Annotated in this window: 10 protein-coding genes; 6 read left to right on the plus strand and 4 right to left on the minus strand. The window is 53.5% G+C overall.

What is annotated here, in order from left to right:
- Window positions 1-128: 128 nt before the first annotated feature.
- The 5 genes from dmsA to P349_RS22165 all read left to right on the plus strand — a co-directional run bounded on the left by dmsA (window position 129) and on the right by P349_RS22165 (window position 6,144).
- Complete coding sequence (gene dmsA, locus P349_RS22185) at window positions 129-2,573, plus strand: dimethylsulfoxide reductase subunit A (protein WP_032649203.1); 2,445 nt, start codon at window positions 129-131, stop codon at window positions 2,571-2,573.
- 10 nt (window positions 2,574-2,583) lie between these two features.
- Window positions 2,584-3,201 (plus strand): DMSO/selenate family reductase complex B subunit, encoded by a 618-nt coding sequence (locus tag P349_RS22180; protein ID WP_032649200.1) that lies wholly within the window; start codon window positions 2,584-2,586, stop codon window positions 3,199-3,201.
- 1 nt (window position 3,202) lies between these two features.
- Window positions 3,203-4,066, plus strand: coding sequence for a dimethyl sulfoxide reductase anchor subunit family protein (locus tag P349_RS22175; RefSeq protein ID WP_032649198.1), 864 nt, complete (start codon window positions 3,203-3,205; stop codon window positions 4,064-4,066).
- Window positions 4,067-4,341: 275 nt separating this feature from the next.
- Complete coding sequence (locus P349_RS22170) at window positions 4,342-5,490, plus strand: MFS transporter (protein ID WP_008499979.1); 1,149 nt, start codon at window positions 4,342-4,344, stop codon at window positions 5,488-5,490.
- A 123-nt stretch (window positions 5,491-5,613) separates the two neighbouring features.
- On the plus strand, window positions 5,614-6,144 hold the full coding sequence (locus P349_RS22165) for an anti-virulence regulator CigR family protein (RefSeq protein ID WP_032649196.1): 531 nt from the start codon (window positions 5,614-5,616) through the stop codon (window positions 6,142-6,144).
- Window positions 6,145-6,180: 36 nt separating this feature from the next.
- Here the strand turns inward: P349_RS22165 and pflA are convergent, their stop codons facing one another.
- The 4 genes from pflA to ycaO all read right to left on the minus strand — a co-directional run bounded on the left by pflA (window position 6,181) and on the right by ycaO (window position 12,483).
- Window positions 6,181-6,921 (minus strand): pyruvate formate lyase 1-activating protein, encoded by a 741-nt coding sequence (pflA, locus tag P349_RS22160; RefSeq protein WP_024907799.1) that lies wholly within the window; start codon window positions 6,919-6,921, stop codon window positions 6,181-6,183.
- Window positions 6,922-7,124: 203 nt separating this feature from the next.
- Complete coding sequence (gene pflB / locus P349_RS22155) at window positions 7,125-9,407, minus strand: formate C-acetyltransferase (RefSeq protein ID WP_024907798.1); 2,283 nt, start codon at window positions 9,405-9,407, stop codon at window positions 7,125-7,127.
- 51 nt (window positions 9,408-9,458) lie between these two features.
- Complete coding sequence (gene focA / locus P349_RS22150) at window positions 9,459-10,316, minus strand: formate transporter FocA (protein ID WP_008499974.1); 858 nt, start codon at window positions 10,314-10,316, stop codon at window positions 9,459-9,461.
- A 406-nt stretch (window positions 10,317-10,722) separates the two neighbouring features.
- Window positions 10,723-12,483 (minus strand): 30S ribosomal protein S12 methylthiotransferase accessory factor YcaO, encoded by a 1,761-nt coding sequence (gene ycaO / locus P349_RS22145; RefSeq protein WP_032649194.1) that lies wholly within the window; start codon window positions 12,481-12,483, stop codon window positions 10,723-10,725.
- 127 nt (window positions 12,484-12,610) lie between these two features.
- Here ycaO and P349_RS22140 point away from each other — a divergent pair, with 127 nt between their 5' ends.
- The gene (locus tag P349_RS22140; protein ID WP_032649192.1) at window positions 12,611-13,303 is read left to right on the plus strand and encodes a DUF421 domain-containing protein; all 693 of its coding nucleotides are present in this window, start codon (window positions 12,611-12,613) and stop codon (window positions 13,301-13,303) included.
- Window positions 13,304-13,376 lie beyond the last annotated feature (73 nt).

Raw genomic sequence — 13,376 nt, forward strand, 5'->3', positions numbered from 1 at the left:
AAGTAGTAATACTCCTCCGAATGAAAGTCAGCACAAAAAGCTGATAACGAAGATATTCGTTATATATAAAACTACATAGCGGTATGCGCCGCCTCTCTTTTCTTTGTGAGCAACCAAAGTGAGTCTCTATGAAAATCAACGCGCCTGAAGCATTAATGGCTGCCGAGGTCACTCGCCGTGGGTTGATGAAAACCACGGCCATAGGTGGCCTGGCCGTAGCCAGCAGTGCCTTCACGCTCCCCTTTACCCGACTGGCGTCGGCGGCAGAGGCTCTGTCTCCGGCCACTTCGCCGGAAAAAGTGGTGTGGAGTGCCTGTACCGTCAACTGCGGTAGCCGTTGTCCGCTACGTATGCATGTGGTGGATGGTGAAATTAAATATGTCGAAACCGACAATACCGGGGACGATAACTACGAAGGGTTACATCAGGTCCGTGCCTGCCTGCGTGGTCGCTCCATGCGTCGTCGTGTCTATAATCCGGACCGCCTGAAATACCCGATGAAGCGCGTCGGTAAGCGCGGGGAAGGGAAGTTCGAGCGAATTAGCTGGGACGAAGCCTACGACATCATCGCCACCAACATGCAGCGTTTGATTAAAGAGTACGGTAACGAATCTATCTACCTGAACTACGGTACCGGGACGCTTGGCGGCACGCTGACCCGCTCCTGGCCACCGGGTAAAACGCTGGTGGCGCGCCTGATGAACTGCTGCGGCGGTTATCTCAATCACTATGGCGACTACTCCTCGGCGCAGATCGCGGCAGGGTTGAACTACACCTACGGCGGCTGGGCTGACGGCAACAGCCCGTCCGATATCGAAAACAGTAAGCTGGTCGTGCTGTTCGGTAACAACCCGGGTGAAACCCGCATGAGCGGTGGCGGAGTAACCTACTACCTCGAACAGGCTCGCGCTAAATCCAATGCCCGCATGATCATCATCGATCCGCGCTATACCGACACCGGTGCCGGACGCGAAGATGAGTGGATCCCCATTCGTCCGGGTACCGATGCGGCGCTGGTCTCCGCCCTGGCGTGGGTGATGATCACAGAGAACCTTGTTGATCAGTCTTTCCTGGATAAATACTGCGTCGGCTATGACGAGAAAACCCTGCCCGCCAGCGCGCCGGCAAACGGTCACTACAAGGCGTATATCCTCGGTCAGGGCAGCGATGGTGTAGCAAAAACACCGGAATGGGCGTCCACCATCACCGGCATCCCGCCAGAGCGTATCGTTCAGCTTGCGCGTGAGATTGGCTCAGCCAAACCGGCCTACATCAGCCAGGGCTGGGGGCCGCAGCGTCATGCGAACGGTGAAATCGCGACCCGTGCCATCTCCATGCTCTCCATTCTGACCGGCAACGTCGGCATTCACGGCGGTAACACCGGCGCGCGTGAAGGCTCATATGAAGTGCCGTTCGAACGTATGCCGACGCTGGATAACCCGGTTCAGACCAGCATCTCCATGTTTATGTGGACCGATGCGATCGAACGGGGTCCGGAAATGACCGCCCTGCGCGACGGCGTACGCGGCAAAGACAAGCTGGACGTGCCGATCAAGATGATCTGGAACTATGCCGGTAACTGTCTCATCAACCAGCATTCAGAAATCAACCGCACCCATGAAATCCTGCAGGATGACAAGAAGTGCGAGATGATTGTAGTGATCGACTGCCACATGACCTCCTCGGCGAAATATGCCGATATCCTGCTGCCGGACTGCACCGCCTCTGAGCAGATGGATTTCGCGCTGGACGCCTCCTGCGGCAACATGTCCTATGTGATCTTTACCGACCAGGCGATTAAACCGCGCTTCGAGTGCAAAACCATCTATGAGATGACCTCTGAGCTGGCGAAACGTCTTGGCGTTGAGCAGCAGTTTACCGAGGGACGTACTCAGGAAGGGTGGATGCGTCATCTGCATGAACTCTCCCGTAAAGCGATCCCTGACCTGCCGGACTTCGATACTTTCCGCAAGCAGGGTATGTACAAACAGCGCGATCCGGAAGGGCATCACGTAGCGTATAAAGCGTTCCGTGAAGATCCTCAGGCGAATCCGCTGACCACGCCGTCGGGCAAAATCGAAATCTACTCCGAAGAGTTGGCAAAAATCGCGTCGACCTGGGAGCTGCCGGAAGGGGACGTTATCGATCCGCTGCCGATCTACACGCCAGGTTTCGAAAACTACAACGATCCGCTGACGGCGAAATTCCCGCTGCAGCTGACCGGTTTCCACTACAAAGCGCGCGTGCACTCGACCTACGGCAACGTCGACGTGCTGAAAGCCGCCTGCCGTCAGGAGATGTGGATCAACCCGATGGATGCTAAAGCACGCGGCATCAGCAATGGCGATCGCGTACGCATCTTCAACGGTCGCGGCGAGGTGCACATTGAGGCCAAAGTGACGCCGCGCATGATGCCAGGCGTGGTGGCGCTGGGGGAAGGGGCCTGGTACAGCCCTGATGCCAACCGCATCGACCAGGCGGGCAGTATTAACGTGCTGACCACGCAGCGTCCGTCGCCGCTGGCGAAGGGCAACCCATCCCACACAAACCTTGTCCAGGTTGAAAAGGTTTAAGGAGTAGCCGATGACAACCCAGTATGGATTTTTTATTGATTCCAGCCGTTGCACCGGGTGCAAAACCTGCGAGCTGGCCTGTAAAGATTACAAAGACCTGACCCCGGACGTCAGCTTCCGCCGCATCTACGAATACGCCGGAGGTGACTGGCAGGAAGATAACGGCGTCTGGCATCAGAACGTTTTTGCGTACTACCTGTCGATTGCCTGTAACCACTGTGAAGATCCTGCCTGCACGAAGGTTTGTCCGAGCGGGGCGATGCACAAGCGCGAAGATGGCTTTGTGGTGGTGGATGAAGATGTCTGTATCGGCTGCCGCTACTGCCATATGGCCTGTCCGTATGGCGCGCCACAGTACAATGCCGCTAAAGGCCATATGACCAAATGCGATGGTTGCCACACCCGCGTAGCGGATGGCAAAAAGCCGATTTGCGTCGAGTCTTGTCCGCTGCGCGCGCTGGACTTGGGTCCTATTGAAGAGCTGCGTCAAAAACATGGTCAGCTTGCCGCCGTGGCGCCGCTGCCGTCTGCGCACTTCACGAAGCCAAGTATTGTGATTAAACCTAACGCCAACAGCCGTCCTACAGGTGACACCACCGGCTACCTGGCAAATCCGAAGGAGGTGTGAGATGGGAAGTGGATGGCATGAATGGCCGCTGATGATCTTCACGGTCTTTGGTCAGTGCGTGGCGGGTGGCTTCATTGTGCTCGCGCTGGCGCTGTTGAAGGGTAATCTCAATGCTGAACAGCAGCAGCGTCTGGTGCTGAGCATGTTTGGCCTGTGGGTACTGATGGGGCTTGGCTTTATTGCTTCTACGCTGCACCTCGGTTCACCAATGCGCGCGTTCAATTCTCTGAACCGCGTGGGGGCCTCGTCTCTCAGTAATGAGATTGCCAGCGGGGCAATTTTCTTTGCCGTCGGTGGCCTGGGCTGGCTGCTGGCCGTGCTGAAGAAATTACCTGCGGGTCTGCGCAGCCTGTGGCTGATCGTGACCATGGTGCTGGGCGTGGTGTTCGTGTGGATGATGGTGCGTGTCTATAACACTATCGATACCGTTCCCACCTGGTACAGCGTCTGGACGCCGATGAGCTTCTTCCTGACGATGTTTATCGGCGGGCCGCTGCTGGGCTACCTGCTGCTGCGCGTGGCGGGCGTAGACGGGTGGGCAATGCGTTTGCTGCCCGCTGTTTCGCTGCTGGCGCTGGTAGTGAGTGCGATGGTCGCCCTGATGCAGGGTTCTGAACTGGCAACCATTCACAGCTCTATCCAGCAGGCCTCTGCCCTGGTGCCGGACTACGGTTCTCTGATGGCCTGGCGTATCGTTCTGCTGGTCGCCGCGCTGGTATTCTGGATTGCCCCTCAGCTCAAAGGTTATCAGCCAGCGCTGCCGCTGCTGTCACTGGCTTTTGTGCTTGTACTGGCGGGTGAACTGATTGGTCGCGGCGTGTTCTACGGGTTGCATATGACCGTTGGTATGGCTGTCGCCAGTTAACGGTGTATTGGGTTATATCAAGCCGGGCCTGAGTGCCCGGCTTTTTATTTTTTCGATCATGAAATTTTTCGACTGTCGTTTTGTTTTAATTTTGCCCATTAATAAATGAAAACAGAGACATAATTAATATCTATAGCAGGCGTGGCATTAGCAGGATAAGTTTTTTAAATCGACAGGGAACATATTGTGCGAGGCGGCTAAATCAGTGGATTGACTTTGTTTTTGCCAGTGGCATGATGCGCACGAAATCTGAACTTCCTCACGGTTTTTAATCCATGACCACCTATACCCGGCCAGTGCTGCTGTTGCTCTGTGGCCTGCTTCTGTTGACCCTGGCGATAGCAGTGTTAAATACGCTCGTCCCGCTGTGGCTCGCCCATGAAAACTTACCGACCTGGCAGGTGGGTATGGTCAGCTCGTCCTTTTTTACCGGGAACCTGCTGGGTACGCTGGTGACCGGGAGCCTGATTAAGCGCTTTGGCTTTAATCGCAGCTATTATCTGGCATCGCTGATTTTCGCCGCCGGGTGTGCCGGGCTGGGCCTGATGGTCGGCTTCTGGAGCTGGATGGCATGGCGCTTTATCGCTGGCGTAGGCTGCGCGATGATTTGGGTGGTGGTTGAAAGTGCGCTCATGTGCAGCGGCACCTCCCGCAACCGTGGACGCCTGCTGGCGGCCTATATGATGGTTTACTACGTCGGCACCGTGCTGGGACAACTGATGGTCAGCAAGCTGCCAACCGACCTGATGAGCGTTCTGCCGTGGGTAACGGGCATGGTGCTGGCCGCGATCCTGCCGCTGCTCTTCACGCGCATTGTGAACCAGAACAGCGAGCATCAGGAAGCGACACACGTCTGGCCAATGCTCAGACTCCGTCAGGCGCGTCTGGGCGTTAACGGTTGCATTATCTCGGGGATTGTACTGGGCTCGCTCTATGGCCTGATGCCGCTCTATCTTAATCATCAGGGCGTCAGCGATTCCGGAATTGGCTTCTGGATGGCGGTCATGGTAAGCGCGGGTATTGTCGGGCAGTGGCCGATTGGCCGTCTGGCGGATCGTTTCGGTCGTCTGCTGGTGCTGCGCGTTCAGGTCTTCGTGGTGATCATGGGCTGTCTTGCCATGCTCAGCAACGCCGCGATGGCGCCTGCGCTGTTTATTCTCGGGGCCGCCGGCTTTACGCTCTATCCGGTTGCGATGGCCTGGGCCTGTGAGAAAGTAGAACATCACCAGCTGGTGGCAATGAACCAGGCGCTGTTACTGAGCTATACCATCGGCAGTTTATTAGGGCCGACGTTTACCGCGATGCTGATGCAGAATTACTCTGATAATTTATTATTTATCATGATCGCCAGCGTATCGTTTATTTATCTGTTAATGCTGCTGCGTAAAGCCGGCGAACACCCAACGCCTGTGGCTCATGCCTGATGAATTAAAAGCCTGTCGATGACAGGCTTTTTTGTCCCCACCACAACTCAGAGTTTTACTTATTGTTTGTTTATTGTGCCGGACGATAATTCAGGTGACTCCTACCACAATAAGGCAGCAATCATGTCTATTCGTCGTTTTTCCACTACCGCACTGGCCGTAGTGTTGTCTTTAACGTTTGCAACGGCTCCGGTCATGGCTAATCCTGGCAACGGGAACGGCAATGGTCACGGAAACGGAGGCGGACAGGGTAACAGCGGCAATCATGGTAACGGGAATTCTGGTAATGCTGGTAACCATGGTAATAAGCAAAATAACGGTCAGGATAACCCTGGTAAATCGGATAAGAACTTCAAAAACAGCAAAGATGTCGGTAATGACGTTGATGCTCGCGTGAGCTTCGATCATGCCCGCCATCTGGCCGTGAATTACGGCTTAACGGGCTATAAGTCTCTGCCTCCGGGGATCGCAAAAAACCTGGCGCGCGGTAAACCACTGCCTCCAGGTATTGCGAAGAAGGCCGTGCCGGCCTCAATGCTGGACCAGCTTCCTTCCTATCCCGGCTATGAATGGCGCGTAGTGGGTGACGACCTGGTCTTAATTGCGCTGAGTACTGCGATTGTGACGGCCGTTATTAACGGCGTCTTTAAATAGAATATAAAAAGGCCCGGTTTTTACCGGGCCTTTTCTTTAATACATCACCTTGTGACCGTACTGTTCAAGAATACCTTTGACGCGTTCCATCGTCTCTTTTTTCGGCGGCTTCACGCCATCGAGTTTGTACTCTTCACCCATAGCCACCCACTTATGTTTACCCAGCTCGTGATAGGGCAGAAGCTCGATTTTCTCGACGTTGCCCATATCGCGGGTAAATTCCCCCAGGCGGTGCGCGGAGTCGTCGTCATCTGACCAGCCTGGCACCACCACGTAGCGGATCCAGGTTTTGATGCCCTTATCGGCAATGTATTTGGCAAACTCCAGCGTACGGTGGTTTGAAACACCAACGAGGTTCTGGTGGATCTCATCGTTCATCTGTTTGAGATCGAGCATCACCAGATCGGTCACCTCAAGCAGTTCATCAATCACCGGATCGTAGCGACGTACAAAGCCGTTGGTATCGAGACAGGTATGAATGCCTTCTTTGCGGCAGGCACGGAACCAGTCGCGGACAAATTCAGCCTGCAGAATGGCTTCACCGCCGGATGCGGTCACACCGCCACCGGAGGCGTTCATAAAGTGGCGATAGGTCACCACCTCTTTCATCAGATCGTCGACGGTGACTTCTTTACCGCCGTGCGTGTCCCAGGTGTCACGGTTATGGCAGTACAGGCAGCGCATCAGGCAGCCCTGGAAAAAGGTGATAAAGCGGATACCCGGGCCATCGACGGTGCCACAGGATTCAAAGGAGTGAATACGACCAATAGTTGACATTGCGGTGATATCTCCATCATCGGCCCGTCCCGGGCCTGTGTATGCACAGCTCAAAGCCGGCTGTGTTAAGTCTGTTTTGGCTGTTATCCATTCAGTATAGATAGCGGACAAAAGAGACTGAGGTGGAGAGGGTGCTAAAAAGGCCCCACTGACGTGGAGCCTTTATTGTACGCTTGTTAACGCGTGATTTCAGTCAATTCCACTTACATGGACTGAGTGAAAGTACGGGTGATAACGTCCTGCTGCTGTTCTTTAGTCAGGGAGTTAAAACGTACTGCGTAGCCAGATACGCGGATGGTCAGCTGAGGATATTTCTCAGGATGTTCCATCGCGTCGAGCAGCATTTCACGGTTCATTACGTTCACGTTCAGGTGCTGACCACCTTCGATGGACGCTTCGTGGTGGAAGTAACCATCCATCAGACCCGCGAGGTTAGTTTTACGCACTTCGTCGTCTTTACCCAGCGCGTTTGGCACGATAGAGAAGGTGTAAGAGATACCATCTTTCGCGTAAGCAAACGGCAGTTTAGCAACGGAGGTCAGAGAGGCAACCGCACCTTTCTGGTCACGACCGTGCATTGGGTTAGCACCTGGGCCGAATGGCGCGCCAGCACGACGACCGTCTGGGGTGTTACCGGTTTTCTTACCATACACAACGTTAGAGGTGATGGTCAGAACAGACTGAGTCGGGATAGCGTTACGGTAGGTAGTCAGTTTCTGAATTTTCTTCATGAAACGTTCTACCAGGTCAACCGCCATGTCATCAACGCGAGAGTCGTTGTTACCAAACTGCGGATATTCACCCTCGATTTCGAAGTCTACAGCCAGGCCGTCTTCGTCACGAATTGGTTTAACTTTCGCATATTTGATTGCAGACAGGGAGTCAGCAGCAACGGACAGACCAGCGATACCACACGCCATGGTGCGGATAACGTCACGGTCGTGCAGCGCCATCAGAGAGGCTTCGTAGCTGTACTTGTCGTGCATGTAGTGGATAACGTTCAGCGCAGTGACGTACTGTTTAGCCAGCCAGTCCATGAAGTGATCCATGCGGTCCATGACTTCATCGAAGTTCAGAACGTCGCCTTTGATCGGCTCAGACTTAGGACCCACCTGCATTTTCAGTTTTTCATCAACGCCGCCGTTGATTGCGTACAGCATGGTTTTCGCCAGGTTTGCACGCGCACCGAAGAACTGCATTTGTTTACCAACAACCATTGGGCTTACGCAGCAAGCGATAGCGTAATCGTCGTTGTTGAAGTCCGGACGCATCAGGTCATCGTTCTCGTACTGCAGAGAAGAGGTGTCGATGGACACTTTAGCGGCGAATTTCTTGAAGTTCAGAGGCAGTTTTTCAGACCACAGAACGGTGATGTTTGGCTCCGGAGAAGGACCCATGGTGTACAGGGTGTTCAGGAAGCGGAAGCTGTTTTTGGTTACCAGAGTACGGCCGTCAACGCCCATACCACCGATGGATTCTGTTGCCCAGATTGGGTCACCGGAGAACAGCTCATCGTATTCTGGAGTACGCAGGAAGCGAACCATACGCAGTTTCATGACCAGGTGGTCAATCATTTCCTGAGCGTCTTGCTCGGTGATTTTGCCTGCTTTGATATCACGTTCGATGTACGCGTCCAGGAAGGTGGATACGCGACCGAAGGACATTGCTGCACCGTTCTGAGACTTAACTGCGGCCAGGTAGCCGAAGTAGGTCCACTGGATAGCTTCCTGAGCGTTGGTAGCAGGACCAGAGATATCGCAGCCATATTTAGCCGCCATCTCTTTGATCTGACCCAGCGCGCGGTGCTGTTCAGCGATTTCTTCACGCAGACGGATAGTCGCTTCCAGGTTTACGCCGTTTTCCAGATCGGACTGCAGAGACACGAACTGAGCGTATTTGTCTTTCATCAGGAAGTCGATACCGTACAGCGCAACGCGACGGTAGTCACCGATGATACGGCCACGGCCATACGCATCTGGCAGACCAGTCAGAACGCCAGATTTACGGCAGTTCAGAATGTCTTTGGTGTAAACATCGAATACACCCTGGTTGTGGGTTTTGCGGTATTCGGTGAAGATTTTTTTCAGCATTGGGTCCAGCTCGCGGTTATACGCTTTGCAGGAACCTTCAACCATTTTGATGCCACCGAACGGGATGATTGCGCGTTTCAGTGGTGCTTCAGTCTGCAGACCAACGATTTTCTCAAGGGCTTTGTTGATATAGCCAGCATCGTGAGAAGTGATGGTGGAAGCAACGGAGGTGTCAAAATCAACTGGCGCGTGAGTGCGGTTTTCCAGTTTAACGCCTTCCATTACGCTGTCCCACAGCTTGGTGGTCGCGTCAGTTGCGCCAGCCAGGAAGGATTCGTCACCTTCATACGGGGTATAGTTTTTCTGAATGAAGTCACGTACGTTTACTTCATTCTGCCAGTCACCTTTCGCAAAACCTTCCCAGGCTGTGGCTAACTTTTCATTAAGCTCGGACATGTAACACCTACCTTCTTAAGTGGATTTTTTATTTACTGCCTGAGAAAACCATCAATGATGATCGTCGCCACGCAGGTAAATGACCCAGTATGTCAACCCAACTAACAGACCCCCACCGATAATGTTCCCGATAGTGACAGGGATCAGGTTATCAGTAATGAAATTCATAATAGTCAGGTGAGAGAAACTTTCCGGGGATGAACCAACTGCGGTCCAGAACTCCGGGCTCGCAAAGTCGCGAATAACAATGCCCATTGGGATCATGAACATATTCGCGATACTGTGCTCAAAGCCGCTGGCAACGAACATCGCAACCGGCAGAACCATAATTAAGGCTTTGTCCATCAGGCTACGACCCGAGTAGCTCATCCATACAGCCAGGCAGACCATCAGGTTAGCGAGGATGCCGAGAGCAACGGCTTCGATAAATGTGTGGTGCATTTTGTGGTCGGCGGTTTGCAGGACGTTAAGGCCCCAGCCACCGTTGGCGGTCATGTACTCGCCAGAAAGCCACATCAACAAAACAAAGAGCAGACAGCCAACCAGGTTACCCACGTAGACGTTAAGCCAGTTACGTGCCAGCTGACCCCAGGTAATTCTTCCGCTGGCCTTGGCCACGACAATCAGCACCGTTGAGGTGAAGAGGTCGGCGCCGCAGATGACGCAGAGAATCAGACCCAGTGAGAAGCAAATGCCGCCAATCAGTTTGGCCATGCCGAAAGGCATTCCGGCAGTACCGGTGGTGGCGGTGATATAGAAGACGAAAGCGATAGAGATGAACACACCAGCCGTGATCGCCAGATAGAACGTCTTCATCGGGTGTTTCGTTGCTTTATAGACACCCGCTTCTTCGGCAACTTTAGCCATTGCAGCGGGGAGTAAAAGATCAAAAGGGTTGTCAGCTTTCACACTAACTCTCTCTTTATTAAGTCGGCGACGAGATACTAACAAAGCATTATAGAAGAGAAATTGATATAGATCATATCTCGCCTGGCTTATAGGCCCGCAGTGTGTATGGTTTTACGACAAATGCGGAGTAAGTATTTGATTATCCGTATAAAAATAAATTTTAAAAGTTATGAAAAGAGTTGAATTTTTTCGTTCAGCCACCTCTGAAGCAGTTAATTAATATGGAGTATTAACCATAAAAAGTAACAGTAAAGCCCAGATCAATATTATTATATTTACCCGTATTTAACTTTATTATTACAATCAACAATCATTGCCGAAGAAAATAAAAAACGGGGCAATGAAATTGCCCCGTAATATAGCCCAGACGATTGAATACGCCTACTGCTGGTAATGTTATGTGCGCTTATTTTGACCAGTAAGCGGCTTTTGCTTTCTGCAGCTTTTCGTAGGCCTTCAGCAGCGACTGATGCGCCGGGAAGGCTTTCAGATCGCTATCAACAGCCTGCAGGCCATAGAACGGCGCTTCGCCGCTCAGGGCCGCGCTGGCTGCTTCTACGGCTTCAGCACCGTACATACGCACGAAAGCATTCAGGTATTGCAGCGGTTCGCGATCCTCTTCCTGTGCAAGCAGCAGCAGGGTTTGCAGGCAGCGGTAATAATTGGTGCGCTCGGCAGAGAAGACCGACTGGTTGAATTCCATGGTCCACTCGGTCCAGGCCAGAGCCTGATCCAAATCGCCACCCGCCAGGGCCAGCATTGCTTTCAGCTCACCGATACGCAGGGTATACCAGCCGTTGTCTTTACCGGTCGCCAGACCCAGCAGTTCGCGTACGCGGGTGAAGTCATCGTGGCCTTCTTCGTCCAGTTGAGCGATCAGGTTCAGATAATCTTCTTTCTCCCATTCGCTGCCCGGCAGTGCCAGCAGCGTTTCGCGCAGGTGCGCACCCATGCTGTTATTCGCCAGCCAAAGATCTTCAGCAGGGTAGATGTCGGACATGCCCGGAACAATAATGCGGCACGCGTAGACGCCAAGATGCTCGTAATCGGCAATGTACACTTCCTGATCCTCAGCATTGAAGATCGCCATCAGCGTAGCGAACTCTTCTTCCGTGGTTCCGGCAAAGCTCCAGTCCACGAACGGATAGTCGGCGTCCTGCTTGAACATATCCCAGGAAATTAAGCCGCTGGAATCGATGAAGTGGGTTTCAAGGTTGGTATGCTCGGCCACTTCTTCGTCGTCAAACGTTGGCGGCGTAAACACGTCGAGATCTTTCAGGCTACGGCCCTGCAGCAGCTCGGTAACGGTACGCTCCAGCGCTACGCCGAAGTCCGGGTGCGCGCCGAAGGAGGCGAAGCAGGTGCCGTTGGTTGGGTTAAACAGCACGACGCAGATGACCGGGTACTTACCGCCCAGAGAGCCGTCATAGGCAAAGATTGGGAAACCTTCTGCTTCCAGCTTGGCGATGGACTCCACTACGCCCGGGTAGCGTGCCAGCACGTCTGCCGGAATTTCAGGCAGGCTGATGGATTCAGCGATGATGCGGTTTTTGATGTGACGTTCAAAGACTTCAGACAGACCCTGCACGCGCGCTTCATTGCGGGTATTACCGGCGGACATACCGTTGGACACATACAGGTTGCCGACGATGTTCATCGGGATATAGACGGTCTGCTCGTCAGACTGACGGGTAAACGGCAGGGCGCAGATACCGCGATCCTCGTTACCGGACTGCAGATCGATCAGCATGCTGGCGGTCAGTTCGTTGTCCGGATCGTAGAAGGCACGCAGGCGCGCGTCGAGAATACCTGTCGGCAGTTCGTCATCTTCGGTCAGCGGGAACCATTTTTCATTTGGATAGTGAACGAACGGGCCGTTAGCGATGGTCTCGCCCAGCCAGAAGTCAGCGAAGAAATAGTTGGTGGACAGACGCTCAAAATACTCACCCAGCGCAGAGGCCAGTGCCGCTTTTTTTGTCGCGCCTTTACCGTTGGTAAAGCACAGGGCACACTCTTTGTCGCGAATATGCACGGACCAGACATGAGGCACCGGATTGAGCCAGGAGGCTTCTTCGATGTTAAAACCCAGGTCGGTCAGTTTCTGCTGGAAGCGAGCGATGGAATCTTCCAGGGCGGCGTCTTTGCCGGGGATAAACGTTTGAGTCATGGCGGTCACTTTTATCGTACGTAAAGCGCGCAATGATACGGGTTTTGCGTGACGGGTGCTATCTTCGGCGAAAATAAATGGCTGGACTATGCTTAGTGGCAGTAACTGACTGTTAAGGCATAGAAAAATGAAAGCATTTGATCTCCAGCGGATGGCGTTTGATAAAGTTCCTCCTGAATTTCTGGGCGAAGTGGCGCTGCGCAGCCTGTATACCTTCGTACTTGTCTTCCTGTTTCTTAAAATCACCGGCCGTCGCGGCGTACGGCAGATGTCGCTCTTTGAGGTGTTGATTATTCTGACGCTGGGTTCAGCGGCGGGGGACGTCGCCTTCTATGATGATGTGCCGATGGTGCCGGTGTTTATCGTTTTTGTCTCACTGGCGCTACTTTACCGTCTTGTCATGTGGCTGATGTCGAAAAGCGAAAAGCTGGAAGATCTGCTTGAAGGGAAGCCGGTTGTTATCGTCGAGGACGGACAGCTGGCCTGGGAAAATGTACAAAGCGCCAATATGACCGAGTTTGAGTTCTTTATGGAGCTACGCCTGAACAGCGTTGAACAGCTCGGGCAGGTGCGTCTGGCGATCATGGAAACCAACGGGCAGATCAGCGTTTATTACTATTCTGACGACGAGGTGAAGCCGGGACTGTGTATCCTGCCGGATATGCTGGTCGAGCGTTTCAGAACCATACCTGAGTCAGGCGAGTATGCCTGCGTGAGATGTAGCCATGTCGTCGCGATGCAGCCGGGGGATCGTCAATTATGCCCCCGCTGTGCAAATCCGGAATGGACGAAGGTTAGCCGGGCCAAACGCATCACCTGACAGCCATTTTGTCGGTTTTGTCTTAACGAGGCGGCAGATTGTTTTGTGTGACGCGGGGCACGTTTCACGGGTC

This window comes from Enterobacter sp. DC4, assembly GCF_000568095.1.
In the GTDB taxonomy this organism is placed as follows: domain Bacteria; phylum Pseudomonadota; class Gammaproteobacteria; order Enterobacterales; family Enterobacteriaceae; genus Enterobacter; species Enterobacter pseudoroggenkampii.